Below are 25,998 nucleotides of genomic sequence, written 5' to 3' on the forward strand. Positions count from 1 at the left end.
CCATCCCCGAACGAAGGATCACATCGCCTTGAGCGACGGCCCCCTGATCGTCCAGTCGGACAAGACCCTGCTCCTCGAGGTGGACCACCCGCTGGCCCGTGAGTGCCGCGCGTCGATCGCGCCGTTCGCCGAGCTGGAGCGCTCCCCGGAGCACGTGCACACCTACCGGGTAACGCCGCTCGCGCTGTGGAACGCCCGCGCCGCCGGCCACGACGCCGAGCAGGTCGTCGACGCGCTGGTCCGCTTCTCGCGCTACCCCGTGCCGCACGCGCTGCTGGTCGACATCGCCGACACGATGGACCGCTACGGCCGACTCACCCTGGCCAACAATCCGATCCACGGCCTGGTCCTGACCAGCACCGACCGCGCGGTGCTGGAGGAGGTCGTCCGGTCGAAGAAAGTCGCCCCGATGCTGGGCGCCCGCATCGACGGCGACTCCGTCGTCGTGCACCCCTCCGAGCGCGGCCGGCTCAAGCAGGCGCTGCTCAAGATCGGCTGGCCGGCCGAGGACCTCGCCGGCTACGTCGACGGGCAGGCGCACCCGATCTTCCTGGACCAGGAGGACTGGACGCTGCGCGACTACCAGCAGCAGGCCGTCGACGGCTTCTGGGCCGGCGGCTCGGGCGTCGTCGTCCTCCCCTGTGGCGCGGGCAAGACGCTGGTCGGCGCCGCGGCGATGGCCGAGGCCAAGGCGACGACGCTGATCCTGGTGACCAACACCGTCTCCGGGCGGCAGTGGAAGCGCGAGCTGATCGCCCGCACCACGCTGACCGAGGAGGAGATCGGCGAGTACTCCGGCGAGCGCAAGGAGATCCGCCCGGTCACCATCGCGACCTACCAGGTGATCACCACCCGCCGGAAGGGCGAGTACCGGCACCTGGACCTCTTCGACGCGCAGGACTGGGGCCTGATCGTCTACGACGAGGTGCACCTGCTGCCGGCGCCGATCTTCCGGCTCACCGCCGACCTGCAGTCCCGCCGCCGGCTCGGCCTCACCGCCACGCTGGTGCGCGAGGACGGCCGCGAGGACGACGTCTTCTCCCTCATCGGGCCGAAGCGCTACGACGCCCCGTGGAAGGACATCGAGGCGCAGGGCTACATCGCGCCGGCCGAGTGCGTCGAGGTGCGGGTCGCGCTCGACGACGAGGAGCGGATGACCTACGCCGTCGCCGAGCCTGAGGAGCGGTACCGGATCGCGGCGACCGCGCACTCGAAGCTGCCGGTGATCCGCCGGGTGCTGGAGCGGCACCCCGAGGAGCAGAAGCTCGTCATCGGCGCCTACCTCGACCAGCTCGAGGAGCTCGGCGCCGCGCTCGACGCCCCGGTGATCCAGGGGTCGACGACGAACAAGGAGCGCGAGCGGCTGTTCGACGCGTTCCGCTCCGGCGAGATCAAGACCCTGGTGGTCTCCAAGGTCGCCAACTTCTCCATCGACCTGCCCGAGGCCGCGGTCGCCGTGCAGGTGTCGGGCACCTTCGGGTCGCGGCAGGAGGAGGCGCAGCGGCTCGGCCGGGTGCTCCGCCCCAAGGCCGACGGTCGGCAGGCGCACTTCTACACGGTGGTCAGCCGCGACACCCTCGACAGCGAGTACGCCGCCCACCGGCAGCGCTTCCTCGCCGAGCAGGGCTACGCGTACACGATCGTCGACGCCGCGGACCTGGCCGGCCCGGGCGAGGTCAACGGCCCGGACTGGGTGGACGAGCCCGCCGACTGACCCGTTCGGCTGTCGCTGACCACCCTCGCTGCCGAAGGGGTCAGGCGTGGAGACGATCCTGACCGCGGTCGGCGGCTTCGCCGTGGGCCTGGTCGCGCTGTTCGTCCAGAGCTGGTGGCGGCGACGGCGGGCGAAGGCCTGGCGGGCCGACCTCGGGCAGGGCGGCCGCACGACCATGGGGGCGCGCCTGACGCTGCCCGGTCGCTGGTCCCGCTCGGGGCAGCTCGCTCTCGCCGCGGGACATGCCGTCTGGGCGCCGCGCTGGGGCACGGGCCGGGTCGACCTGACGGGAGGGGTCGTCCTGCACTCGGGGATGGCCACGGGCGCGTGGTCCACGCCGGACGACGTGCTCCTGCGCATCCAGCTCACCGACCGGCGGGTCGTCGAAATGGCGCTCGGTGAGGAGTACGCAGGCCTCCTCGTCGGCGTCCTCCGCTCGTCGCCATCGGCCGGGGTGCCGAAGCCCCCCTCCGCCCCGAAGCCGGGCCGGAGCTGGTGGGCCTGGCTGCTCCTGGGCCTGGGCGGGCTGTGGGTGGCGTACTGCCTGAGCATGTACGTCACGGGCTACTCCGCCTCGGTCGAGGTGGTGGGCGGCGACGGCGAGGGCTTCTGCGACGTCGTCTGGACCGACGCCGACGGCATCGAGCGCAGCGGCGAGGCCGACTGCGACGACGAGCCCACGGGCAGCCTCCTCGACGTCCGGGTCACCGGCTGGCCGGACCCGGGCGACCCCACAACCCCGGGCCTGTACGTGGGGATCGCCCTGATGGTGGGGCTGCCGCCGGCACTCGTCGGCGGCCTCCGCCTCCTGTACCTGCGCAGCCGTCGCAATGCGTGGTCGGCATCGGTCCCTGGCTCCGCCGCGGTCGAGCCGGCGCACCCCCTGCCGCCACTGACGGAGGACGACCTCCGGCTTCTCCCGGGCGAGCAGCCTGCCGCCCTCCTCGCCCGGCTGGCGCCCTACACCCGTCGACAGATCCCGCGCGACGACTGGGAGGACGCGCGACGCCCCGCCGGCGCCACCTCCGCCGTGCGTCCGAGGTCTGCGCTGCTGGGCTTCCTGTGGCCGATCGGGTTGGTCGCCATCGCCGCCGCCATCGCCTGGCCCCTGCCGGCCCAGTGGTACGCGCTCACCTCCGGGCCCACGACGATCGCCACGGCCACGAGCACAGGCGAACGGGCGCTGGAGTCCTTCGGCCCCGTGCCGGAGTCGGTCACCGTGCGATTCCGGGACGGGGACGGCCGTGCCCGGGAGGCGGACGTCGCCGTCGACAACCTGCCGCCGACGGGCAGCGAGGTGGACGTCGAGTACGCGCTCGCCGACCCGTCGTCCGCCCGGCTGGTCGGGAAGGACGACGCGCTCGGCCGAGGCGTCGGCGTCTGCGTGGCAGTCCTGCTGATCGCGTTGCTGTGGTGCACAGGCCTCGCGGTCCTCCTCACGCGCCGGGCCCGAGCCATCCGGATCGCGCGCACGACGGAGCCGCGCCCGGCGCTGGGGTTGCTGATCGCCGACGCCGTCGACGGGACGCCTGTCGTGCTGGCCGTCGACCCGCTCGTCTCCCCTGTCACCTTCGTGCCCGTGCCCGTGCGCCTGCCCCTGCCCGAGGGCACCTGCGCGCACTTCCAGGCGTACGCGGCGCCGTCGCTGTCGGTACGGGGCGCCCTGCGCGCCGGCGAGACGGTGGTGCTGGAGGTCGACGGCCTTGCCGGCTCCCTGCTACCCGCGGCCCCGGCCACCGCAGTCTCCGGCCAGGTGGCGCTCGATCTGCTGGACAGCGTGGGTGCCCAGGCCCGGTCCGGGGACGACTCCGCGCCGGAGGCGACCCTGGCGCGGCTGGGCGGCGGGGACCGCCCTCCGGCCTAGGCACGAGCATCGTGTGCGCTGATGTGCCATTCCAGCACCCGGAACGGCACATCAGCGCACGGCGCCCACCCCGGTGGGACGGAAGTGACGTGCCGGTCCCTCACGGCATGAGGATCCCCACAGACCTTTTCCCTTGACGTCGTGTTTCCGCAGGTCAGACGCGCGTTGGGTAGCTCTATACGTGGTCGGGGCCGGGGCGCGCGACAGGGGACCGGTTGGGCGTGTTGCTCCTCGGACAGTGAAGATGGACCCCGTCATGGGGAGTGCATTGCGAGCGGAAGCCTTGAGCCCGCAGACCACCAGCCGTCCGCTCCGCGCATGGCAGCAGGCCGCGCTCGCCCAGTACGAGGAGCAGTCCCCCAAGGACTACCTCGTCACCGCTACGCCCGGCGCCGGGAAGACGACGTTCGCGCTGACCCTGGCCGCCCGACTGCTGTCCCGCCGCGAGGTCGCCCGCGTCGTCGTCGTCGCCCCCACCGACCACCTGCGCCTGCAGTGGGCCGAGGCCGCGGACGCGATGGGCATCGTGCTCGACCCCAACCTGACCAACGCCGTCGGACCGGTCCGCGCCGGCACCCAGGGCTACGTGACCACCTACGCGCAGGTCGCCGGCAAGCCGATGCTGCACGCGGCCCGCGCCACCGCCGTCAAGTCGCTGGTCATCCTGGACGAGGTGCACCACGCCGGTGACGGCCTCTCCTGGGGGGAGGCGGTCGAGGAGGCGTACGGCATGTCCGCCCGCCGGCTCTGCCTGACCGGGACGCCGTTCCGCACCAAGCCCGACGAGCGCATCCCCTTCGTCCGCTACGAGGAGGACCTCTTCGAGGGCGAGGCCGGTGGCCTGGTCAGCCGCGCCGACTTCACCTACGGCTACAAGGAGGCGCTGGCCGACAATGTCGTCCGCCCCGTCGTCTTCGCCGCCTACACCGGCACCTCGCGCTGGCGGAACTCCGCCGGCGAGGTCGTCGCCGCCTCGCTGAGCGAGGCCGGCACCAAGTCGGTGGAGATGCAGGCCTGGCGCACCGCGCTGGACCCCAAGGGCCAGTGGGTGCCGCACGTGATCGCCGCGATGGACGACCGGATCACCCACCTCCGCGAGGAGGGCGGCATGCCCGACGCCGCCGGCCTGATCCTCGCCAGCGACCAGGACGACGCCCGCGCCTACGCCAAGATCGTCCGCCGGGTGACCGGCAAGGCCGCCGAGCTGATCCTCTCCGACGACCCCAAGGCGTCGAAGAAGATCGAGCGCTTCGCGACCGGGTCCGCGCGCATCGCCGTCTGCGTCCGCATGATCTCCGAGGGCGTCGACGTCCCCCGCGCCGCCGTCCTGGCCTGGATGACCTCCTACCGGACGCCGCTGTTCTTCGCCCAGGCCGTCGGCCGCGTGGTCCGCTCCCGCTCGCCGCACGAGTCGGCGACGGTGTTCCTCCCCGCGGTGCGCCCGCTGCTGTCGCTGGCCGCCTCCATGGAGGAGCAGCGCAACCACGTCATGCCGCCGCCGAAGAGCCAGCCCGACGAGGAGCTCGAGGCGCTCGACCTGCCGCCGCGGGAGCCGAAGGAGGGCGAGATGAAGCAGTGGGAGGCCCTCGAGGCCGACGCCCGCTTCGCCCACGTCCTCCACAGCGGAACCGCGCACACCGGCGAGGGCACCGGCGCGACAGTCGTCGTCGGCGAGGAGGACGAGGAGTTCCTCGGCATCCCCGGTCTGCTCACCCCCGCCCAGACCGCGGAGCTGCTGTCCAAGCGCGACGACGAGCTGCGGCAGCGGATCGCCGCGAGCCACCGGGCCGACGTCGACGACTTCATGATGGTCGAGGACCACCCCGACGAGGACGACACCGGCCGCTCGTGGCGCGACGCCGCGGAGCTCCGCCGGGAGATCAACAGGCTGGTCAACCGGGTCGCGGCACGCACCTCGCAGCCGCAGGCCGTCGTGCACACCCAGCTGCGTCAGTCCGTGCCCGGACCGCCGTCGGCATCCGCGTCGGTCGACGTCCTCCGCGCCCGCCGGGAGCGCCTGCGCACGATGTTGTGAGCTAGGTCAGCAAGCCACGCTGGGCGGCGATGGCGACGGCCTCGGTGCGTCCGCCGGCGCCGAGCTTGGCCAGGATGTTGCTGACGTGCACGCTCGCGGTCTTCTCGCTGATGTAGAGCTCCGCACCGATCTGCCGGTTGGTCCGCCCCTGGGCCAGCAGCGCGAGGACCGACTGCTCCCGGGGCGTGAGCACCGCGGCGCCGTCGACCGCGCGCACTCCCCCGACGCCGAGCCGCCCGCGCCGGATCAGCGCCTCCACGGCCGACCGCAGCGGAGCGGCACCCAGCCGGACCGCGACGTCGTGCGCGGCCTGTGCCTCGGCGGCGGCCGCGGACCGGTCGCCGGCAGCCAGCAGCGCCTCGGCGAGCCGTCGACGCGAGCGCGCCTCCTCGTAGACGTGCCAGGAGCCGAACGACTCGACGGCCTTCCGCCACGGGCCGGGTGAGTCGTCCCCACGCAGACGCGCCGCCTCGGCCAGCAGGCGCGCCTGCCAGGCCTTCCCCTCCAGCCCCGGCTCACCGAAGGACTCGACGTAGACGTCCACGGCGGAGCGGGCCAGTTCGATCAGCGGCTCCGCCGCGCTCATCCAGCGCTCCGCGGTCGCGGTGTCGCCGACGAGCCGGGCGGCGCACGCCGCGTCGGCGGCCGGTGCCAGCGCCGTCGCGATCAGTCGCAGCACCCCGAGGTGGTCGGACTTCCAGACCGCCTGCAGCTGCCGGCTCGCGGTCATGGCTGCGTCGAGGGCGGTCTGCGGGTCGCCCGTCCAGGCGGCGAGATCGATCTCCGCCGCCGCTGTGACCACGGTGAGCAGCACGTGCGACCTCAGCCGCGGCATCAGGGCACGCGCCCAGTCCAGCCGCTCGCGGGCAGCCGGGTCGCCGCGCCCGATCAGGACCAGCAGCGCCGCGGCACGCAGGTGCGCGGCCATGTCGGGGATGCGGGCGAGCTGGTCGGCCTCGGCCAGGCTCTCGTCCCAGCGACCGGCCATGTAGAGGACGTTGACCCTCAGGTGCCGCAGCTCCACCGAGTAGAAGGCCCACTCCATGCCGCGGTCGCGGGCCCGCTCCACGGCGCGGCCGGTCACCTCGAGCACCTCGTCCAGGCGGCCGGCCTCCCGCGCGAACGCGCCCAGGTTGAACACAGCGCGCATCTCGACGTCGACGTCGCCGGCGCGGGCGGCCCGCACCTGCGCCTCCTCCAGCCGCCGGGTGACCCACGCGAGGTCCTCCCCCGGCCGGTTGCCCGTCTGGGAGATGGCGGTGTCGGCCCAGGCGCTGTCCAGCCCGAGCGCGTCGGCGGCGGCCAGCGCCTCCTCGGCGATCGCGTCGGCCTCGTCCAGCAGCCCCAGCGAGTAGCTCATCCGGGCGTGTGTGGCGGCGGCCCAGGTGCGCACCTCCGACGGCGGGTCGGCCGGGACCAGCGCCAGGGCGGCCCGAGTCTGCTCGTGGGCGCCCTCGACGTTCTCGACCCGGACCATCGCCTGCGCCAGCGTGTAGTGCACCCGCGCACGCACCTTCGGGTCCCCGTCCGGCCCGAGCACGTCCAGCGCCGCGCGGAGCAGTGCAACGGCACGGTGCAGCTCACCGGCCGACCGGGCGCAGACCGCCGTCTCGAAGAGCAGCGCGGCCTGGTCCCGGCCGGCCCGCTCCTCCGCGTCGGGCACCGCCGACCACAGCGCCAGGGCCGCCTCGAGGTGCTGCAGCTGCTCGGCCGGGGCTCCGACGCAGCAGGCGTCGTCGGCGGCCTCGAGCGCGGCGGTCAGCGCGCCGGGCAGGTCGTTGCTGCCGCGGGCGTGATGCGCCCGCTCGGCGGCGGTGCCGGCCGTCGGGTGCTGCGCCAGGTAGCCGGCGATCGCGGCGTGCAGACGGACCGCCTCGCCGGGCAGGAGGTCGGCGAGCACCGCCTCGCGCAGCAGCGCGTGCCGGAACCGGTAGTGGCCGTCGTCGTGGACGACGAGCAGGTGGTGGTGCACGACCTCGGCGAGCGCCCGCTCGAGCTCCTCGGGGGCCAGGTCGACGACGCCGGCCAGCGACTCGTGGCGCACCTTGCGGCCTGCGACGGCCGCCACCCGCAGCACCTGCTGGGCGGCCGGCGAGCGCTGCTCCACCCGGGTCATCAGGACGTCGGCCAGGGCCCAGGGCAGGGCCTCGCCGTGCACCCCCGCGGCCACCAGCTCCTCGGCGAAGAAGGCGTTCCCCTCCGCCCGTGCCACCACGTCGTCGAGCGCCCGCTCGCTGAGCCCGCCCGCCTCGTGGCCGAGCCCGCGCACCAGCTCGCGCAGCGCCTGCGGCGGCAACGGCTCGAGGTCGACGCGCTCCACCCCGGGCAGCCGGACGAGCTCCGCGAGCAGCGGCCGGAGCGGGTGCCGGCGGTGCAGGTCCTCGGAACGGTAGGAGGCGACGACGGCGATCGGCTCGTCCGCGAGCCGGGCGAGGAGGTAGCGGAGCAGGTCGCGGCTGGACCGGTCGGCCCAGTGCACGTCCTCGAGGACGAGGAGCAGCGGGCCGGTCGAGGCGAGCTCGCAGAGCAGGTGCGCGACGGACTCGAACAGCAGGAGCCGGCCGTCGTCGGCGGGCTGGGGCATGGCGCGGTTGGGCAGCGGACGCCCGAGGTCCTGCTCCTCGCCGGTCGGGCGGATGGCCGCGGCCCCGCTGGGCCGGCCGGAGAGCAGGGCGCCCAGCACCGGGTTCTCCCGCGCGGAGAGCGCCAGCTCCGGGTCGGCGGCGACCGGGCGCAGCAGGTCGACGAAGGGCAGGTAGGGCAGGCCGACGTCCCCGAGGTCGACGCAGTGCCCGATCAGGACCCGGACGCCGCGCTCGGTCGCCCGGCGGCTCAGCTCGTCCAGCAGCCGGGTCTTGCCGACCCCGGCGTCGCCGGCCAGGAGCACGGCCGACGACCGCCCGCCGGCCGCCCGGCCGACGTGCGCGAGCAGCCGGTCCAGCTCGTCGGCCCGGCCGACCAGCGGCCCCTCGTCCCATCGCGTCACGGGGTGGATCGTGGCACGGACCTGCGACGATCCCGATCCGCCGTGCTCCGGACGGGGTGCGGTCAGCGCGAACGCCGGCGCAGCCGGATCCAGGGGCCGCGACGGCTGCGCCCGGACCGGTCGAGCTGCTGCAGCTGTTCGCGGCGGTAGGCGAGCTCGGCGTCCAGTGCGGGGTTGCTGTAGTGCAGGGCCATCGGAACCGCGTCCTCTCGTGGGTGTTTCTCGGTACGAGAGAGACGTTCGTTCTGAGGGGTGGGCTCCGGCATCGGCCGACCGGGCAGTCCCGGCGGGGGAAACGGGTCCTAAGGGGGTCTCGGGCACACCCCTTAGAGGGACATCGGCCCGCCGCGGCGGTTCCCGCGCTCCCCCGCAGGGCACGGTTCGCCCCGCGGCGATCGCCGCCGGTCCCGCGTGCCTCCGGGCCGACAGGACCGCGAGGAAGGGAGTTCGCAATGCGGCTCGGAACTGCCATCGTCCTGCTCGCCCTGGGCGCGATCCTGACCTTCGCCCTGCGCGTCGACGTCAGCGGCGTCGACCTCCAGGTGGTCGGCTGGATCCTCATGATCGCCGGCGCTCTGGGCATCGTCCTGGAGCTCGCCGTCTGGGGTCCGCGCCAGCGCCGGGTCACCCACACCGACTCCTACGGCGAGGCCGCCGGCGCACCTGCCCGCCGGAGCACCACCGAAGAGACCTACTGAGCGCACCCGCTCAGCACGGCGAAGGGCCCCCGTCAGCGTGGACGGGGGCCCTTCGACGTCTCAGCGCAGCTCGGTGCCCTTGGTCTCCTTGAGCGTGAGGATCACGCTGAACGCCACCACGGCGGCCACCGCCACGTAGATGAAGAACCAGAGCGGACGATCGGCGTCGGACAGCGCGGTGATGACCAGCGGCGCCGTCCCGCCGAAGATCGCGACGGTGAGGTTGTACCAAGCGCCGATCCCGGTCGCCCGCAGCTCCGTCGGGAACAGCTCGCTCATGATCGCCGGAGCGATCGAGGCCATCAGTGCGTAGAGCCCCAGCCCGACGCAGAAGACGACGATGAGCGACGCCAGGTTGTCCTGCACCAGGAACGACAGCGGCACGATGAGCACCGCCATCGCGCCGGACCAGATGAGCAGCTGCGGCTTGCGGCCGATCCGGTCCGACAGCTTGCCGAACGGATAGCAGAGCGCCACGAACAGCGCCGTCCCCACCGACAGCGCGATGAAGACGTCGGTCGAGTCGGCGTCCCGGAAGTTGATCGCGAACGGCGTCAGGGCGCTGAAGAACGTGTAGTACGACAGCGTCGAGAGCAGCGTGAAGGCGCAGAGCTGGAGCACTGCCCGCGGGTGGTGCTTGATCGTCTGCATCAGCGGGTTCTTGGTCGCCTTCGCCTTCTCGGCGTTCTCCTCGAACTGCTCGGTCTCCACCAGCGAGCGGCGCAGCCACATGCCGATGAACCCGAGCAGACCGCCGATGAAGAAGGCGATCCGCCAGCCGTAGGACTCCAGCTGGTCCTGGTTCAGCACCGTCGTCAGCAGCACACCCATGAGCGAGGCGGCGAGCAGCGCGGAGCCGGTCGAGATGTAGAAGAACGCCGAGTAGCGGCCGCGGTGCGCCGGCGGCGCGATCTCGCCCAGGTACGCCGAGGCGTTGGAGACCTCGCCGCCCAGCGACATGCCCTGCGCGATCCGCGCCAGCAGCAACAGGATCGGCGCGAACCAGCCGACCTGCTCGTACGTCGGCAGGAGCGCGATGACCATGGAGCCGCCGGCCATCAGCAGGATGGTCAGCAGCATCCCGGCTTTGCGCCCCTTGAGGTCGGCGAACCGCCCGAGGACCAGCCCGCCGAGCGGCCGGAAGAAGAAGGCGAGGGCGTAGGTCGACGTCGCGCCGATCAGCTTCAGCGCCTCGTTGTCGCCGGGGAAGAACTGCCCCGCGAAGAAGACGACGAAGGTCGCGTAGACGGTCCAGTCGAACCACTCGACCGCGTTGCCGATGCTGGCGGAGACCAGCGTCTTCACCGGGAGCTTGTGCTTCTCCTCGGTCGCCTGCTCGTGTCTTACCGCGCCCGCCATGGTGCCCCCCTCGGTCGTGCGGTCGTGACCGGGCTCACGCTAGAGCGGTCAACGTTGACCGGCACCTCGAGCCGGACGCACGAGAGCCCCCGCCCGGAAGGGGCGGGGGCTCTCGTCGTGATGAGGTCCGGACCGGATGACGGCCGCCTCGCGGCGAAAAGCACAACACGGCTCCAGGCCCCCGACCGAGGTCGGGGCGGTAGTCCGTGAAGGCGTAACCAAATGGCACCCGGGGGCACGATGCACCCGGTCCGGACTCCGCCCAGAGTACGCGCCAGAGCACCCCCTGTCGCTGTCCGCCGTGTCACGCCGCGTGGGCCCGGAGGGTTCAGTTCAGCCCGCGCTCGTCCTGCTTCAGGGCGGTGTCCACGGTCAGCGCGGAGGCGATCACCATGCTCGCCAGCGGCTCGGGCAGCCGGTAGTGCACCAGGACGACGTAGCGATCGGCGGTGGTGAACATCGTGCGCGCCAGCCCCTCCCACTTCTTCGTGATGCGGGCGACCTCGGTGCCGGCGGCGTCGAGGACGGCGAAGTCCCAGGCCCACCAGTTCTCCGCCTGGATGCTCCCGATCACCTGGTTCCCGGCGACCAGGTCGAAGCGGATCCGGCCGAAGACGTTGGCCTGCACGATCTCGCCCAGCGCCGTCCCGTCGGGGCGCTGCACGATGATCCGCGACTTCATCACCTTGGCCGGGCGGGTGAGCACCAGCACCGGGCCGGTCGCGTCGCGCACCTCGAGGTGGTGGGTGAGGAACTGGTCGAGGCTGGAGAGCAGCCGGACCGCCTTCTTCATCGCCGACTGCCCCACCTGGACGACGGCGCCGATCTGCTGCCCCTGACCGTCGTAGACCGCGTACTCGTTGGTGAGCTCGATGAGCTTCGTCTTCTGCGACACGAGCAGCACCGGCTGGTCGTAGAGCGACGGGCCGGCGGGCAGCTGCTGGACCGGCGCCTGCTGGACCGGCGGCGGCGCGGTCTGCTGCTGGAGGTGCTCGGTCCAGCTCTGGCCGTCCCACCAGCGGGGCGCCGGGCCCCCTGCGGGATCGGGGTACCAGCCGGGCGGCGGGGGTCGGGTCACGGCCGCCAAGCTAGTGCCAGACTCCGACGCATGGCCGACCTCACCGCCGTCGAGGCCCGGGTGCTCTCCGCCGTCGACGAGCAGTGGGCCGTCGAGCGGCTGTGCGAGCTCGTGGCCGTCCCCTCGGTGGGCGGCACCCTGGCGGAGAGCGAGGCCCAGCACCTCGTCGCCGACCGGCTCGAGGAGCTCGGCTGCACGGTCGACCGCTGGCAGATCGACCTCGGCGAGGCGGCCACCGCACCCGACGCACCGGGGCAGGAGGTCCACCGCACCGAGGCCTGGGGCGTCGTCGGCACCGTCCCCGGCGCCGGGGAGGGGACGCCGGCGCTCGTGTTCTCCGGCCACACCGACGTCGTCCCGCCCGGCGACCGTTCGCTCTGGGCGGGCGATCCCTTCGTCCCCCGCCTCGCCGACGGCTCGGTGCACGGCCGCGGGGCCTGCGACATGAAGGCCGGGGTGGTGGCCGCGCTCGCCGCCGTCCAGGCACTGCGGACGGCGGAGGTGCGCCTGGCCCGGCCGCTGGCGGTGCACGCCGTCGTCGGCGAGGAGGACGGCGGGCTCGGCGCGTGGGCGACGCTCCGCCGGGGCCACACCGGCGACGTCTGCGTCATCCCCGAGCCGACCGCGCAGTCGGTGATGACCGCGCACGCGGGAGCGCTCACCTTCCGGCTGGAGGTGACCGGCCAGGCCGCGCACGCCGCGCTGCGCCACCGCGGGGTGAGCGCGATCGAGCTGTTCGAGCACCTGCACGCCGGCCTGCGGACGTTCGAGGCCGAGCGGCAGCGCGACGCCGACCCGCGGTTCGGCGACGCCCCCTTCCCCTACGGCCTCTCCATCGGGCGCCTGGAGGCCGGCGACTGGGCGAGCTCGGTGCCCGACCGGCTCGTCGCCGAGGGGCGCTACGGCGTCCGGCTGGGCGAGCCGGTGGAGACCGCCCGGGCCGCGCTCGAGGCCCGCCTCGCCGAGCTCTGCGCCGGACATCCCTGGCTGGCCGGGCACCCGGCCCGGCTGACCTGGATCGGCGGCGCCTTCGCCAGCGGGCAGCTGCCGGCCGAGCACCCGCTGCTGGACCGGGTCCGCGCCGCCGTCGTGGACGCCGGGGGCCCGCCCCCGCCGGAGCGCGCGCTGACCGCCGGCACCGACCTGCGGCTCTACGCAGCCGCCGGCATCCCGACGCTGCACTACGGCCCCGGCGACCTCGAGCTCGCGCACGGGCCGCTGGAGCGGGTGCCGGTCGCCGAGCTGGTCACCTCGGCCCGCGCCTTCGCGCTCCTGGCGCTGCGCAGCTGCGGGGTCCGGTGAGCACGCTGGTCGGCTTCGACGCCTGGACGGCGCTGGCCGGCGACTCCCCCACCTCCCGCACCGAGTGGGCCGCCGTCGTCGCCGCCTGGAGCGAGCCGCACCGGCGGTACCACGACCTCGCGCACCTGGCCGCCGTCCTCGGGCTGGCCGCGCAGCTTGCCGGGGACGCCCCGGACCGCGACGCCGTCCTGCTCGCCGCCTGGTACCACGACGTCGTCTACGACCCGGAGCGGTCGGACAACGAGGAGATCAGCGCCGCCCGTGCCCGGGCCGGGCTGCGCGGGCTGGTGCCGGACGACCGGGTCGAGGAGGTCGTGCGGCTGGTCCTGCTCACCGCGGGCCACGCCCCGGAGCCCGACGACGTCAACGGCGCGGTGCTCTGCGACGCCGACCTCGCCGTGCTGGCCGGGCCTCCGGAGGCCTACGTGGTCTACGCGTCGGCGATCCGCGCCGAGTACGGGCACCTCTCCGACGAGGTGTTCACCGCGGGGAGGATCGCCGTCCTCGAGCAGCTGCTGGCGCTCCCCCGCCTCTACCGGCTGCCCGCCCTCGCCGACTGGGAGCCGCGGGCCCGGGCGAACCTGGCCGCCGAGCTCAGCCTGCTCCGGTCGCGCGCCGGGGCGGGCGGGACTTCTTCCGGCGGAGCCCCGCCGCCATCAGGCGGCTGAGCAGCTCGCGCGAGCCGAGCGGCTCCGCCCCCGCCGCGACGGCGACGTCGTAGAGGTCCTCGGGGATGTCGTAGTGGTCGCCCTGGAACGCCCGCCGCGGGATGCCGAGCTCGGCGTCGACGAAGGCGTGCAGCTCCTCGTAGGAGACGTCGCTGACCAGGTGCGACCACTTCCGTCCCCGCCACGGCCACACCGGGGAGTCGATCAGGACGGTCACCCGTGCGATTCTGCCCGCCATGGCGCACGAGCACCCGCGGGTCCGGATCTCACCGATCTTCCCGGTCGCCGACCTGCGGCGGGCGCTCGAGCACTATGCCGCCCTGGGCTGCGAGGTGTCGGCGCACGACGAGGGGTACGGCTTCGCCGCCCTGGCCGGGATCGAGCTGCACCTCGTCGTGACCGAGGGGCACGATCCGCTCCGCACGGCGGCCGCGGCCTATCTGCACGTGCCCGACGCCGACGAGCTGGCGGCGCGGTGGGCCGGGGTCGGCCGGACGACTCCCCCTGTCGACACCGACTACGGGCTCCGCGAGGGCGCGCACGTCGATCCGGACGGCAACCTGCTGCGGTTCGGCTCCCCGATAGCGTCTGCGGGGTGAGCAACGAGATCCGCTGGGGCATCGTCGGGCCGGGCCGCATCGCCGAGAGCGTGATGCCGGACTTCGGCGTCACCCCGGACGCGCGGGCGGTCGCCGTCGCCTCGCGGTCGCAGGAGCGGGCCGATGCCTTCGCCGCCCGGCACGGTCTGGAGCGGGCGTACGGCTCCTACGCCGAGATCGTGGCCGACCCCGACATCGACGTCCTCTACCTGGCGACGCCGCACCCGCAGCACCACGCGCTCGCGATGGCGGCCCTGCGCGCGGGCAAGGCCGTCCTGGTGGAGAAGGCGTTCACGGCCACGACCGCCGGAGCGACCGAGGTCGTGGACCTGGCGCGCGAGACCGGGGCCTTCGTCATGGAGGCGATGTGGACCCGCTTCCAGCCGGCCGTCGTCGAGCTGCGGCGCCTGGTGGCCGACGGCGCGATCGGTGAGGTGCGCTCGGTGCAGGCCGACCTCGGCGTGGCCCGCGAGTACGACCCGGCGGACCGGCTCTTCGCCCTCGAGCTGGGCGGCGGCGCGCTGCTCGACCTCGGGGTCTACGTCGTCTCCTTCGCCCAGATGCTGCTGGGGACGCCGGACCGCGTCGTCGCCACCGGCTCGGTCTTCCCCTCGGGCGCCGACGCCGAGGCGGCGATCCTGCTGGGCTACGACGACGGCCGGAACGCCGCGCTGACGACGTCGCTGCGGTACGCGTTGCCCGGCGCCGCCCGCGTGGTGGGGACGACCGGCTGGATCGACGTCCTCCCCCGCTTCCACCACCCGCGGACGATCGTGCTGCACCGCCAGGGCGCCGAGCCCGAGGAGATCACCCGCCCGCAGACCGGCGCCGGGTACGCGCACGAGCTGATCGAGGTCACCGAGTGCCTGCGCGCCGGTCGTACCGAGAGCGCCGTGATGCCGCTGGCCGACACCCTCGCCGTGCAGGACGTGCTGGGTCAGGCGGCCGACCAGCTCGGCGTGCGGCACACCGAGGCGGTCGACGTCCTCTGAGCTCTCCGTCCGGGTGAATCCGCTGTAGCCGACCGCTCTCCGTGCCGATGACGGATGGAGCAGCCGCATGGGCGGCACAGGTTCAGAGGGAGCACGGATTCATGGCACTTCTCGAGGGTCTGGCCGCTGTCGTGGCGAAGATCGCCGGCGCGAGCACCGCGGCGCAGGTGGCCACCGGTCTGGGCATCGCCGCCGCCGGTGTGACGGGAGCGGGCGCCGCCAACGCACTGCCCGAGCCGGTGCAGAACGTCGTTGCGCAGGCCGTCGAGACGGTGTCGCCCTTCGACCTCCCCGACTCGGCCGACTCGGCCGACTCGGCCGACTCGGACCAGGATGACGCGGCCGAGACCGACGACTCGGGCCTGGACGGTCCGGGCGACGACGACGGGACGGATGACTCCGCGGAGGACTCGCCGGACGACTCCACCGAGGACTCGACCGAGGACGAGGCCGCCCAGGACGAGGGCGCTGAGGACGACAGCGACGGGCGCGGCCTCGACAACGCCATCGAGCACGCCGACGAGCACGCTCGCGAGAAGCTCGAGGAGAACCAGGCCCGCCACGAGCAGCGCGACGCCGAGAAGGACGCCCGCGACGCCGCGAAGGAGCAGGAGAAGGCCGCCCGCGAGGCGGCCAAGGAGCAGGAGAAGGTGGCCCGCGAGGCCGCCAAGGCCCAGGAGCGGGCCGCGCAGGAGGCCCAGGAGGCGGCACGCGAGGCCGCCGAGGAAGCCGAGGAGCAGGCCCGGGAAGCAGCCGAGGAGGCCCGTGAGGCCGCCAAGGAAGCTGCCGAGCAGGCCCGCAAGGCCGCGGAGAAGGACACCGAGGACGACTGACCTCTGGGCGGCCGGGTCAGGCTGCCGGCCAGGCCACCCCGGTCGCCTGGTCCGCCGTGGGCACGCGCGTCGGAGTACCTCCCGCGCGGCGGACCGCGTCGGCGAAGCGCACCGCGTCGATCACCGCGGCGCAGCCCGGGTCGTTGTTGAAGTACACGAGGACGTCGTCCTCGCCGTACGTCTCGGCAATCCGGTCCGCCCACAGCTGCAGGGTCTCCGAGCGGTAACCCCACTGCTCGAACCCGTGGTGGAAGCGCAGGTAGCCCCAGTCGGTGGTGCGCCACAGCGGGGCGATCGGCTGCTCGTCCCGGTCGGCCCAGCACAGCGCCGCCCCGTAGCGCTCCAGCAGGGCGCGGATCTCGTCGGTCCACCACGACTCGTGTCGCGGCTCCACCGCCACCCGCGTGCCGCCGGGGAACTGCGCCAGGCAGTCGCGCAGCAGGTCGGCATCGGCCTTCAGGGTCGGCGGGAGCTGCAGCAGGATCGTGTCGAGCTTGGTCTCCAGCCCCTCCGCGCGGCCCATCAGGCGGGCCACCGGCTCCTCCGGCTCCCGCAACCGCTTGATGTGGGTGAGGAACCGGCTGGCCTTGACCGCCCACCGGAAGTCCTCGGGGGTGCGGTCCTTCCACTTCACGAACGTCTCGCGCTCGGGCAGCCGGTAGAAGGCGTTGTTGCTCTCCACCGTCGCGAAGTGCTCGACGTAGTGCTCCAGCCACAGCCGCTGCGGGAGCTTCGGCGGATAGAAGGCGCCGCGCCAGTCGCGGTACTGCCAGCCCGAGGTCCCGATGATCACGGTCACCGGGTCCGCCTACCCCCGCCGATCACCGCTGACGCACCGCCCCGTTCGAGCGACGTCCAGCCGCGTCGTCGACCGTTCAGCCGGTACGCGGCGCGGCTGGACGTCCGGACGCGCGGCTGGAGCCGCCGCCCGACCCCACGAACGCCGACAGGGGCGGCCCGCCGAAGCGGACCGCCCCTGTCGGGACGTGCGAGGTACTACGGGTGGGACGGACTCAGAAGTCCATGCCGCCCATGCCACCCATGTCGCCGCCGCCGGCAGCGGGAGCGTTCTTCTCCGGCTTGTCGGCGATGACGGCCTCGGTGGTGAGGAAGAGCGCCGCGATGGAGGCGGCGTTCTGCAGCGCGGAGCGGGTGACCTTGGCCGGGTCGATGATACCGGCCGCGATCAGGTCCACGTACTCGCCGGTGGCGGCGTTGAGGCCCCAGCCAGTCTCCGAGTTGCGGACCTTCTCCGCGACGACGCCACCCTCGAGGCCTGCGTTGATCGCGATCTGCTTCAGCGGGGCCTCGAGCGCGACGCGCACGATGTTGGCACCGGTCGCCTCGTCACCCTCGAGCTCGAGCTTGTCGAACGCGACGGCCGTGGCCTGCGCGAGAGCGACGCCACCACCGGCGACGATGCCCTCCTCGACGGCGGCCTTGGCGTTGCGCACCGCGTCCTCGATGCGGTGCTTGCGCTCCTTGAGCTCGACCTCGGTCGCGGCGCCGGCCTTGATGACGGCGACGCCACCGGCCAGCTTGGCCAGGCGCTCCTGCAGCTTCTCGCGATCGTAGTCGGAGTCCGACTTGTCGATCTCCGCGCGGATCTGGTTGACGCGACCCTGGATCTGGTCGGCGTCACCGGCACCCTCGACGATCGTCGTCTCGTCCTTGGTGACGACGACCTTGCGGGCGCGGCCCAGCAGCTCGACGCCGGCGCTCTCGAGCTTGAGGCCGACCTCCTCGCTGATGACCTGACCACCGGTGAGGATGGCGATGTCGCCGAGCATGGCCTTGCGGCGGTCACCGAAGCCCGGTGCCTTGACGGCGACGGACTTGAAGGTGCCACGGATCTTGTTCACGACCAGGGTCGCGAGGGCCTCGCCCTCGACGTCCTCGGCGATGATCGCCAGGGACTTGCCGCCCTGCATGACCTTCTCCAGCAGCGGGAGCAGGTCCTTGACGGAGCTGATCTTCGAGTTGACGACGAGCACGTACGGGTCGTCGAGGACGGCCTCCATGCGCTCGGTGTCGGTCACGAAGTAGGGCGAGATGTAGCCCTTGTCGAAGCGCATGCCCTCGGTGAGCTCGAGCTCGAGACCGAAGGTGTTGCTCTCCTCGACGGTGATGACGCCTTCCTTGCCGACCTTGTCCATGGCCTCGGCGATGAGCTCACCGATGGCGGGGTCAGCGGCGGAGATCGAGGCGGTGGCGGCGATCTGCTCCTTGGTCTCGACGTCCTTGGCAGTCGAGAGCAGGTACTCGCTGACCGAAGCGACGGCCTTCTCGATGCCCTTCTTCAGGGCCATCGGGTTCGCGCCGGCGGCGACGTTGCGCAGGCCCTCGCGCACGAGCGCCTGGGCCAGCACGGTGGCGGTGGTGGTGCCGTCACCCGCGACGTCGTCGGTCTTCTTCGCGACCTCCTTGACGAGCTCGGCCCCGATCTTCTCCCACGGGTCCTCGAGCTCGATCTCCTTGGCGATGCTCACGCCGTCGTTGGTGATCGTGGGGGCTCCCCACTTCTTCTCCAGCACGACGTTCCGGCCCTTGGGACCGAGGGTCACCTTGACGGCGTCGGCGAGGGTGTTCATGCCCCGCTCGAGGCCGCGGCGCGCCTCTTCCTCGAAGGCGATCATCTTGGCCATGTGGTGATGTCCTCCATGCATTGATCGCTGCACGGCCGGGTTGGTGCCCGCGACGGACGACACCTGCTGCCACGGACTCCCTTGCGTCCGCGCGCCGGTGCCTCACCGTTCCGACCTGATTGGCACTCGGGAGTCCCGAGTGCCAGAAACGAGTCTGGCACTCGACCCCGGCGAGTGCAAGAACGGGGGTGTCGGGCCGCTCGACCGGGGGCCCGCGGAACGACGCAGGCCCGGTCCCCCGAGAGGGACCGGGCCTGACGCCTCAGCGGTGGATCAGGCGGCGCGGACGGCGTCGGCCTGCGGGCCCTTCGAGCCCTGAACGACCTCGAACTCCACCCGCTGCCCCTCGTCGAGGGACTTGTAGCCGTCCATCTGGATGGCGGAGTAGTGGACGAAGACGTCCTGCCCGCCGTCGACGGCGATGAAGCCGAAGCCCTTCTCGGCGTTGAACCACTTCACGGTGCCCTGTGCCACGTGTGCTCCCACGTTCGTGCGTACGGACGGTCCCTCTGGATCGGGGAACCGGGTCTAGCTCTTCCGCCCGTTCGAACACGAACATGGAACTGGAACCGCGCGAGAAGGTACAACAGAAAAGGCCTGGTGGAGCCAGAACTCTGCCCCATCGATACCCGGATCGGGCGACGTGGCGCCGCCCGATCCGGGCCGGGCGTCAGCCGATCAGGCCGGCGGCCCGCGCGGACTTCAGCGACGGCTCGACCCGGTGCGTGGGGCCGACGACCGGCTCCAGCGGGTCGAGGGTCTTGAGGCCCTCGCCGGTGTTGAGGACGACGGTCTCCTTCGCCGGGTCCAGCTGGCCGCCCTCGACGAGCTTGCGCAGCACCGCGACGGTGACGCCACCGGCGGTCTCGGCGAAGACGCCGGTGGTGCGGGCCAGGTCGCGGATCCCCTGCACGATCTCGTCGTCACCCACGCGGGCGACCGAGCCACCGGTGCGCCGGATGGCGTCCAGGGCGTACGGGCCGTCGGCGGGGTTGCCGATGTTCAGCGACTTGGCGATCCCGGTCGGCTTGACCGGCTTGACGACGTCCCAGCCGTTGTCGAACGCGGTGGCGATCGGGTCGCAGCCGGCGGACTGGGCGCCGAAGATCGTCCATTCGGTGGCCTCGACGATGCCCGCGGCGGTGAGCTCGCGGAACGCCTTGTCCACCTTGGTCAGCAGCGAGCCGGACGCCATCGGGATCACGACCTGGGCCGGGATGCGCCAGCCGAGCTGCTCGGCGATCTCGTAGCCCATCGTCTTGGAACCCTCGGCGTAGTACGGCCGGACGTTCTGGTTGACGAAGGCGGTGTCCTCGAACTCGTCGGTCTCGGCGAGCTCGCTGGTCAGCCGGTTGACGTCGTCGTAGGAGCCGTCGACGGCGACGAGCGTCTGGCCGTAGACGGCGGACTGCACGACCTTGCCCGGCTCGAGGTCCGAGGGGATGAAGACGTAGGACGGCAGGCCGACGCGGGCGGCGTGCGCAGCCACCGAGTTGGCCAGGTTGCCGGTGGAGGCGGCGGCGATCTTCGTGTAGCCCAGGCCCTTGGCGGCGGTGGCGGCGAGCGACACCACGCGGTCCTTGAAGGAGTGGGTCGGGTTCGCGGAGTCGTCCTTGACCCAGAGGCCACCGGTGAGCCCGAGCTCCTCGGCCAGCCGGTCGGCGCGCACCAGCGGGGTCATGCCCGGGTCGAGCGAGACGCGGGACGCCGGGTCCTGGCCCACGGGGAGCAGGGCCACGTAGCGCCAGATGTTCTGCGGTCCGGCCTCGATCTGCTCGCGGGTGACGCTCTTCATGATCTCGGGGTCGTAGTCGACCTCGAGCGGCCCGAAGCACTCGGCGCAGGCGTGCTCGGCGATGAGGCCGAAGGTGGCGCCGCAGTTGCGGCAGACCAGCCCCCGGGCGGGACAGGGGGGAACGGGTCCCCCGGCGGACGAATCGGCCTGGACGGAGCCCGGAGCGGTCAGAGTCATGCGACGACTACCTCCTCATCTTCCCTGCGTCGGGCCGTCGAGCCGCACAGGACGGAATTGGCACCTCCCGCTGCGCGAACGCAGGCGGCGGTTGCCGGGGCTTCATCGGGCCGTGTCCCTCTGCCCCTCTGGATGAGTGAACAGCCCGCACTCTACCCAGTCGCGGACGGCCGGCGGCGGCCGGACAGGATGGCCCGGTGAGCGTGCGCGTCGTCTACACCGATCTCGACGGGACGATGGTGGGCCCGCGGGGCTCCTTCTGGCACACGGCGGGGCGGGAACTGACCGACGGGCCGGCCGCGGCCCTGGTCGAGCTGCACCGCGCCGGCGTCGCGCTGGTCCTGGTCAGCGGCCGGACCTACGAGCAGGTCGTGGAGGCGGGGCGCATCTTCGCCGCCGACGGTGCGATCGCCGAACTGGGCGCCACCATCGGCTGGGGCTCCGGCCGCACCCCGCACCGGCTGCGCGGCGAGCTCCCCGAGTCCTACGGCGACCGCACCCCGATGGACGTGATGGCCTCCCTCGGCGTCGTCGAGGAGCTCATCGCCGCGAACGCCGGTCGGCTCGAGTGGCACGCGCCCTGGCACACCACCCACGACACCGACGCGCTGCTGCGCGGCCGGGTCGACCCGCTCGCCGTCGACGCCTGGCTGGACGAGCAGGGCGCGGGCTGGCTGACGCTCAAGGACAACGGCGCCATCCCGGCCGCCTCCTGGATGGGTCTGGACGACGACGCCGCACCGCCGCGGGTCTACCACCTGATGCCGCGCGGCATCTCCAAGGGCGCGGCGATCGCCTGGGACCTCGAGCGCCGCGGCCTCTCCCCCGCCGACGCCGTCGCGATCGGCGACAGCGTCAGCGACCTGGACATGGCGCCCGCCGTCGGCCGGCTGTTCATCACCGCGAACGGCGCGGCCGTCGACGGCATGGCCGAGGCGCTGGCCGCCGTCCCGAACGTCACCGTCACCGACGGCGCGATGGGCGAGGGCTGGGCCCAGGCAGTGCGCACCGCACTGGGCCGCGCCTGATGGCTCGTCTCGAGGTCGTCGGTGACCAGCTCAGGCTCCGCCTCAACGCCCTCGAGAAGCTGCTCGACCTTCGGCTCCACAGCCCCTCGGCTCCGGTGGCCGCCATCCGGGGCGTGACGGTCGACGCCCACCCGAGAGAGACCCTGCACGACGTCGACCTCGGCTTCGCCGGCAACACGGCGCTGCTGGGCGCCGTGGTCACTGCATCGTCGAGGGCCGCGGTCCCGCGCGGTCGAGCGGCGACCTTCGTCTACCTGGGTCGCGAGGCGGTCCGCATCGAGCTCGATGACGAGCACGGCGGCTGGCGGCTGTTCCTCGTGTCGTGCAAGAACGCCGAGGACGTCGCCGCCGCGATCCGGTCCGCTACGGGTCGGATCGCCTAGGCCGCGCGAACACCGTGGTCCTTTCGGCGCACCGATCGCGCGACGCCGACCTAGGAGGTGACGTCGCGGCGGGCGAAGTGCCGGAAGCCGAGCGCGGTGAAGATCGCGACGTAGACCAGCGACTGGATGACGCCGCGGAACATGTCCCCGGAGTCGATCGGCGTCTGCAGCAGGTCGGTCCAGGCGAACTCCTCCGCCGTCGGGAACCAGTCGCGGATCGACCCGAGCTGCTCGACCTGGTCGAGGATCGCGAAGACCACCATCGTGAAGACGGCCCCGCCGACGGCCGCGAGAGGCGCGTCGGTGATCGTGGAGAACCAGAACGCCAGCGCACCCACGACGAGCAGGTGGACGGCGAGGTAGCCGAGCATCCCGGCCAGACGCACCATGCCGTCGCCCTGGTCGAGGGTCACCCCGACCGGCGTCTGGATGTCGTCGAAGCCGAAGGCGAGCCCGCCGGCGACGACGGCCACCACCACGAGCGTGAGCAGCGCGGCCACCGACTGCACCAGGGCGGCGAACCACTTCTGGCGGAGCAGCCGCATCCGGGGCACCGGGGTGGCCAGCGCGTAGCGCAGCGACCCCCACTGCGCCTCGGTGGCGACGGCGTCGCCGAAGAAGAGCGCGTAGACGACGACCAGGAAGAACCCGGTGGTCGCGAACAGCACGAACAGCGTGAAGTTCAGTCCGCTGGAGGTGGCGACGTCGACGAGGTTGATCCGGCTGTTGGACTCCGCCTCCTCGTTGGCGCCCAGCTTCAGGGCGGCGATGAGCACCAGCGGAAGCGCGGCCATCAGCAGGTAGACGCCGAGGGTGCGGCGCCGGGTGAACTGCCGGCGCAGCTCCACCGACAGCCGCAGCGTGCGCTCGGGCCGGTAGCCCTTGACCGCCCCGGTCGGCTGCACGTGGTCGGTGCTGGTCATGACTCCCCCACCAGCGCGAGGAACGCGTCCTCGAGCCGTCGTCGCGGCGTGAACTGGTCGACGGCGATCCCCGCGGACACCAGCGCCTGCAGGGCGTCGGAGCGGCGGGCGCCCTCGAGCTCGGCCACCAGACCCTCGTCGGTGCGGGACGCGGTCACCCCGGGCACCGCGCCGAGGACGGCGATGGCGCGGTCGGTGTCGGCGTCGTCGGCCAGGCCCACGAGCACCGATCCCCCGGTGCCGACGATCTCCTCCACGGTGCCCTGCACGATCTTCTGCCCCTTCGCCATGACGACGACGTGGCTGCAGGTCTGCTCGATCTCGCTGAGCAGGTGGCTGGAGACGATGACCGTGCGTCCGGTGGCCGCGTAGTCGCGCAGCACCTCGCGCATCGCGTGGATCTGCGGCGGGTCCAGCCCGTTGGTCGGCTCGTCGAGCACCAGCAGGTCGGGCAGGCCGAGCATCGCCTGCGCGATCGCGACCCGCTGGCGCATGCCCTGGCTGTAGCGGCGCACCGGGCGGTCGAGCGCCGAGCCCAGGCCGGCGACGGCGATCGCCTCCTCCATGTGCGCGTCCTCGAGCGGGCGGCCGGTGGCGGCCCAGTAGAGCGTGAGGTTGTCGCGGCCGGAGAGGTGCGGTTGCAGGCCGGTGCCCTCGACGAACGAGCCCAGCCGGGACAGCACCGGGGCGCCCGGGCCCGCCGCGTGGCCGAAGATGCTGATCCGCCCCTCGGTGGGCTTGATCAGGCCCATGAGCATGCGCAGCGACGTCGTCTTGCCGGCGCCGTTGGGGCCGAGCAGGCCGAGCACCTGACCGCGGCGGACCTCGAACGACAGGTCCTTCACGGCGACGAAGCCGTCCTTGTAGGCCTTCGTCACGCCCTCGAAGCGCAGCGGGACGTCCTCGCCGTCGGGGTCGGCGACAGAGATCTGCCGACGGCGACGGGCACCCCACCACCGCGCGGCCAGCCAGCCGAGCAGGCCGAGCGCGGCGAGCACGCCCAGCAGGACCCACCAGCGCGACGAACCGCCGGTGTTCTCGGCCTGCCCACCCACCTCCGGAACGGCGAGGTCGGCCGCCGCGAGCCCGACCGAGTAGGCGCCGGCCGCGACGGGCAGCGCGTAGCCCTGGTCGGTCGAGGAGACGACGACCCGCATGGTGTGGCCGGCCTCGAACCGGTGCACGATCCCCGGAAGGGTGACCGAGACCCGCGTGGGGGCGGCCGGATCCGCGGAGACGCCGGTCAGGGCGAGTGGGGCGACCAGTCCGCTGGGCAGCGTCATGGTGCCGTCGGGGCCGACGTCGTAGAGCTTGGCGAACAGCGTGGCCGAGCCCTCCGGGGCCGCGATCTCGAGGTCCACGGTCGAGGCGCCGACGACCTCGAGGGCGGCGTCCAGCGGCTCGCTGTCGAAGGCGGCGAACTGGCCGGGAATCTCCAGGGTCGTCCCGCCGAGGGCGGACGTGAGGGCGCCCAGGCCGGGGACGGTGGTCAGGGCCGCGGGCGTTCCGCCGGCCGGGTTGACCACCGGCTGCAGGGGCCCCTCGAGCTGCACCTGACGGCGTGCGGAGGACTCCTCGCCCGCCAGGCCCGGGTAGCTGTCGGCGATGATCGTGCGGTTGCCGCCCTGCACCCGGCCGAGAGTGGCCCCGATGCCGGTGGGCGCCGGGTACTCGAAACCGGTGCCGGGGTCCTCGCCCTCGCCCCGCAGGTGCCAGTCGAACCAGCCGCCGACCTGCTCGCGCAGAGCCTCGGTCTGGCTGTCCGACGACTGCGAGTCGTGACCGCCGGCGAACCAGACCACCTTCACCGGCGTTCCGTTCGCGGCGATGCCGCGGGCGTTGGCGTCTGCCTGGCCGAGGCCGAACAGCGAGTCCTGGGTGCCCTGGATCAGCAGGGTGGGCGCCTCGATGCGGTCGAGCACGCCGGCCGGGCTGCTGCGGTCGAGGACCGCGGCGACCTCGGGCGTGAGCGTGCCCGCCTCCGCGGCGGCCTGGTAGGCGGTGCAGATGTCGACCCGGAACCGGCCGCAGGTGAGCAGCTGCTCCACCACCTCAGGGTTGCGGGCCGCGCGCTCCAGGAGCTCCGGCGGGATACCGCCCATGGAGCGCCCGCCGACCGGACCCGCCGAGGCCCCGTCGCCGCTCCCGCTCTCGTCGTCGGTACCCCCGCCGCCCCCGAAACCGCCGAGCAGGTCGCCGCCGGGCGCGGCCCCGATGCCGAAGAAGATGCCGGCCCAGAGCCGCTTGTAGACGCCGGCGTCCGCCGTCTGCGGAGTGGCGGCCACCGTGCCGGCCTCGGGGGTGCCGGTCTGCGAGGGGAACAGCGCCGTGGTAAGCGAGTTCCAGGTGATCTGCGGCGCGATCGCGTCGACCCGGTCGTCGTAGGCGGCGCCGAGCAGCGCCAGCCCGCCGCCGTAGGAGCCACCGGCGACGCCCACCCGCGGATCACCGTCGGCGTCGAGCTGCACGTCGTCGCGCTCGGCGAGCAGGTCCAGCAGGGTGGAGAGGTCCGCGATCTCGTAGCGGGGGTCGTTCAGACCGATCTGCCCGGTGCTCTCGCCGAAGCCGCGGGCGGAGAAGGTGAGCACCACGTAGCCCCGCTCGGCGAGCGCGGTGGCGTCATCGGCCACCGACCTCTTGCTGCCACCGAACCCGTGCGCGAGGACGACCGCCGGAGCGGCTTCCTCGGTGTCGGGCAGGTACAGGGTGGTGTCGAGCTCGACGGCGTCCGCACCGGAGCCGGAGGGGACGCGGGCGTCCTCGGTCCGGATCTCGGCGGCGGTCGCCGACGGCGCGAACGCGACAGTGGCGGAGGACAGGAGGACGGCGAGCAGGGCGGCGAGCGGAGCGCGTCCACCCGCACGCACGGGCCCGCGGAGGGAGCGCACGAAGCGCCCAACGGGCGGGACGCCGCGCGTG

The 25,998-nt window shown here is 73.1% G+C and carries 22 protein-coding genes and 1 riboswitch; of the genes, 11 read left to right on the top strand and 11 right to left on the bottom strand.

Annotated elements, in window-relative coordinates; genetic code table 11:
* Positions 1–28: 28 nt before the first annotated feature.
* From LBW97_RS06875 to LBW97_RS06885, 3 genes are all read left to right on the top strand, one after another.
* Positions 29–1,714 carry a DNA repair helicase XPB gene (locus LBW97_RS06875; RefSeq protein WP_224498664.1) on the top strand — a complete coding sequence of 562 codons (1,686 nt, stop codon included), beginning with the start codon at positions 29–31 and terminating at the stop codon, positions 1,712–1,714.
* A 46-nt stretch (positions 1,715–1,760) separates the two neighbouring features.
* The gene (locus LBW97_RS06880; RefSeq protein ID WP_224498665.1) at positions 1,761–3,578 is read left to right on the top strand and encodes a hypothetical protein; all 1,818 of its coding nucleotides are present in this window, start codon (positions 1,761–1,763) and stop codon (positions 3,576–3,578) included.
* A gap of 283 nt (positions 3,579–3,861) precedes the next feature.
* Positions 3,862–5,613, top strand: a complete 1,752-nt coding sequence (locus LBW97_RS06885) for a DEAD/DEAH box helicase (protein ID WP_224498666.1) — start codon at positions 3,862–3,864, stop codon at positions 5,611–5,613.
* A gap of 1 nt (position 5,614) precedes the next feature.
* On the opposite strand, the gene LBW97_RS20195 is transcribed toward LBW97_RS06885, so the two are convergent.
* Complete coding sequence (locus LBW97_RS20195; protein ID WP_308010432.1) at positions 5,615–8,599, bottom strand: AAA family ATPase; 2,985 nt, start codon at positions 8,597–8,599, stop codon at positions 5,615–5,617.
* Positions 8,600–8,661: 62 nt separating this feature from the next.
* Positions 8,662–8,793: a hypothetical protein gene (locus tag LBW97_RS19875; protein ID WP_255600734.1), complete on the bottom strand. Its 132-nt coding sequence runs from the start codon at positions 8,791–8,793 to the stop codon at positions 8,662–8,664.
* A gap of 258 nt (positions 8,794–9,051) precedes the next feature.
* Between LBW97_RS19875 and LBW97_RS06900 the strand changes: the two genes are divergently transcribed.
* Positions 9,052–9,297: a DUF6458 family protein gene (locus tag LBW97_RS06900; protein WP_224498667.1), complete on the top strand. Its 246-nt coding sequence runs from the start codon at positions 9,052–9,054 to the stop codon at positions 9,295–9,297.
* A 60-nt stretch (positions 9,298–9,357) separates the two neighbouring features.
* Here LBW97_RS06900 and LBW97_RS06905 read toward each other — a convergent pair whose 3' ends face one another.
* Positions 9,358–10,656: an MFS transporter gene (locus LBW97_RS06905; protein ID WP_224498668.1), complete on the bottom strand. Its 1,299-nt coding sequence runs from the start codon at positions 10,654–10,656 to the stop codon at positions 9,358–9,360.
* 328 nt (positions 10,657–10,984) lie between these two features.
* Positions 10,985–11,734 (bottom strand): phospholipid scramblase-related protein, encoded by a 750-nt coding sequence (locus tag LBW97_RS06910; protein ID WP_224498669.1) that lies wholly within the window; start codon positions 11,732–11,734, stop codon positions 10,985–10,987.
* Positions 11,735–11,764: 30 nt separating this feature from the next.
* On the opposite strand from LBW97_RS06910, the gene LBW97_RS06915 reads away from it, so the two are divergent.
* Positions 11,765–13,036, top strand: coding sequence for an ArgE/DapE family deacylase (locus LBW97_RS06915; RefSeq protein ID WP_224498670.1), 1,272 nt, complete (start codon positions 11,765–11,767; stop codon positions 13,034–13,036).
* Positions 13,033–13,704, top strand: coding sequence for an HD domain-containing protein (locus LBW97_RS06920; RefSeq protein ID WP_224498671.1), 672 nt, complete (start codon positions 13,033–13,035; stop codon positions 13,702–13,704). Before LBW97_RS06915 ends, LBW97_RS06920 begins: the two co-directional genes overlap by 4 nt.
* Here the strand turns inward: LBW97_RS06920 and LBW97_RS06925 are convergent.
* Positions 13,631–13,921 carry a DUF4031 domain-containing protein gene (locus LBW97_RS06925; protein WP_224498672.1) on the bottom strand — a complete coding sequence of 97 codons (291 nt, stop codon included), beginning with the start codon at positions 13,919–13,921 and terminating at the stop codon, positions 13,631–13,633. The genes LBW97_RS06920 and LBW97_RS06925 overlap by 74 nt on opposite strands.
* A gap of 19 nt (positions 13,922–13,940) precedes the next feature.
* Between LBW97_RS06925 and LBW97_RS06930 the strand changes: the two genes are divergently transcribed.
* The 3 genes from LBW97_RS06930 to LBW97_RS06940 all read left to right on the top strand — a co-directional run bounded on the left by LBW97_RS06930 (position 13,941) and on the right by LBW97_RS06940 (position 16,128).
* A complete protein-coding gene (locus LBW97_RS06930) occupies positions 13,941–14,303 on the top strand; it encodes a VOC family protein (RefSeq protein ID WP_224498673.1) in 363 nt (120 codons plus the stop codon).
* On the top strand, positions 14,300–15,295 hold the full coding sequence (locus tag LBW97_RS20365) for a Gfo/Idh/MocA family protein (RefSeq protein ID WP_224498674.1): 996 nt from the start codon (positions 14,300–14,302) through the stop codon (positions 15,293–15,295). Before LBW97_RS06930 ends, LBW97_RS20365 begins: the two co-directional genes overlap by 4 nt.
* Positions 15,296–15,396: 101 nt before the next feature.
* Complete coding sequence (locus LBW97_RS06940) at positions 15,397–16,128, top strand: hypothetical protein (RefSeq protein WP_224498675.1); 732 nt, start codon at positions 15,397–15,399, stop codon at positions 16,126–16,128.
* Between the two features lie 16 nt (positions 16,129–16,144).
* Here the strand turns inward: LBW97_RS06940 and LBW97_RS06945 are convergent, their stop codons facing one another.
* The 4 genes from LBW97_RS06945 to thrC form a co-directional block, all read right to left on the bottom strand.
* Positions 16,145–16,927, bottom strand: coding sequence for a DUF72 domain-containing protein (locus tag LBW97_RS06945; protein WP_224498676.1), 783 nt, complete (start codon positions 16,925–16,927; stop codon positions 16,145–16,147).
* A 214-nt stretch (positions 16,928–17,141) separates the two neighbouring features.
* Entirely contained in the window at positions 17,142–18,773 is a 1,632-nt protein-coding gene (gene groL / locus LBW97_RS06950) for a chaperonin GroEL (RefSeq protein WP_224498677.1), read from the bottom strand.
* A gap of 273 nt (positions 18,774–19,046) precedes the next feature.
* Positions 19,047–19,247 carry a cold-shock protein gene (locus LBW97_RS06955; RefSeq protein ID WP_224498678.1) on the bottom strand — a complete coding sequence of 67 codons (201 nt, stop codon included), beginning with the start codon at positions 19,245–19,247 and terminating at the stop codon, positions 19,047–19,049.
* A 196-nt stretch (positions 19,248–19,443) separates the two neighbouring features.
* The gene (gene thrC, locus LBW97_RS06960; RefSeq protein ID WP_224498679.1) at positions 19,444–20,745 is read right to left on the bottom strand and encodes a threonine synthase; all 1,302 of its coding nucleotides are present in this window, start codon (positions 20,743–20,745) and stop codon (positions 19,444–19,446) included.
* A gap of 12 nt (positions 20,746–20,757) precedes the next feature.
* A riboswitch (SAM riboswitch) is annotated at positions 20,758–20,884 on the bottom strand.
* 58 nt (positions 20,885–20,942) lie between these two features.
* Between thrC and LBW97_RS06965 the strand changes: the two genes are divergently transcribed.
* Positions 20,943–21,773: an HAD family hydrolase gene (locus LBW97_RS06965; protein WP_224498680.1), complete on the top strand. Its 831-nt coding sequence runs from the start codon at positions 20,943–20,945 to the stop codon at positions 21,771–21,773.
* Positions 21,773–22,156, top strand: a complete 384-nt coding sequence (locus tag LBW97_RS06970) for a hypothetical protein (RefSeq protein WP_224498681.1) — start codon at positions 21,773–21,775, stop codon at positions 22,154–22,156. Before LBW97_RS06965 ends, LBW97_RS06970 begins: the two co-directional genes overlap by 1 nt.
* Before the next feature lie 50 nt (positions 22,157–22,206).
* Here the strand turns inward: LBW97_RS06970 and LBW97_RS06975 are convergent, their stop codons facing one another.
* Both LBW97_RS06975 and LBW97_RS06980 read right to left on the bottom strand, forming a co-directional pair.
* On the bottom strand, positions 22,207–23,079 hold the full coding sequence (locus tag LBW97_RS06975) for an ABC transporter permease (protein WP_224498682.1): 873 nt from the start codon (positions 23,077–23,079) through the stop codon (positions 22,207–22,209).
* Positions 23,076–25,946, bottom strand: coding sequence for an alpha/beta fold hydrolase (locus LBW97_RS06980; protein ID WP_224498683.1), 2,871 nt, complete (start codon positions 25,944–25,946; stop codon positions 23,076–23,078). Before LBW97_RS06980 ends, LBW97_RS06975 begins: the two co-directional genes overlap by 4 nt.
* Between the last annotated feature and the right edge of the window lie 52 nt (positions 25,947–25,998).

The sequence above is a fragment of the Blastococcus sp. LR1 genome, assembly GCF_020166105.1.
GTDB lineage: Bacteria > Actinomycetota > Actinomycetes > Mycobacteriales > Geodermatophilaceae > Blastococcus.

Excerpts from the sequence above, each read along its gene's own strand:
- LBW97_RS19875 (WP_255600734.1), bottom strand. The coding sequence starts at position 8,793 with ATGGCCCTGCACTACAGCAACCCCGCACTGGACGCCGAGCTCGCCTAC.
- LBW97_RS06900 (WP_224498667.1), top strand. The coding sequence starts at position 9,052 with ATGCGGCTCGGAACTGCCATCGTCCTGCTCGCCCTGGGCGCGATCCTG.
- LBW97_RS06905 (WP_224498668.1), bottom strand. The coding sequence starts at position 10,656 with ATGGCGGGCGCGGTAAGACACGAGCAGGCGACCGAGGAGAAGCACAAG.
- LBW97_RS06915 (WP_224498670.1), top strand. The coding sequence starts at position 11,765 with ATGGCCGACCTCACCGCCGTCGAGGCCCGGGTGCTCTCCGCCGTCGAC.
- LBW97_RS06930 (WP_224498673.1), top strand. The coding sequence starts at position 13,941 with ATGGCGCACGAGCACCCGCGGGTCCGGATCTCACCGATCTTCCCGGTC.
- LBW97_RS06940 (WP_224498675.1), top strand. The coding sequence starts at position 15,397 with ATGGCACTTCTCGAGGGTCTGGCCGCTGTCGTGGCGAAGATCGCCGGC.
- groL (WP_224498677.1), bottom strand. The coding sequence starts at position 18,773 with ATGGCCAAGATGATCGCCTTCGAGGAAGAGGCGCGCCGCGGCCTCGAG.
- thrC (WP_224498679.1), bottom strand. The coding sequence starts at position 20,745 with ATGACTCTGACCGCTCCGGGCTCCGTCCAGGCCGATTCGTCCGCCGGG.
- LBW97_RS06970 (WP_224498681.1), top strand. The coding sequence starts at position 21,773 with ATGGCTCGTCTCGAGGTCGTCGGTGACCAGCTCAGGCTCCGCCTCAAC.
- LBW97_RS06975 (WP_224498682.1), bottom strand. The coding sequence starts at position 23,079 with ATGACCAGCACCGACCACGTGCAGCCGACCGGGGCGGTCAAGGGCTAC.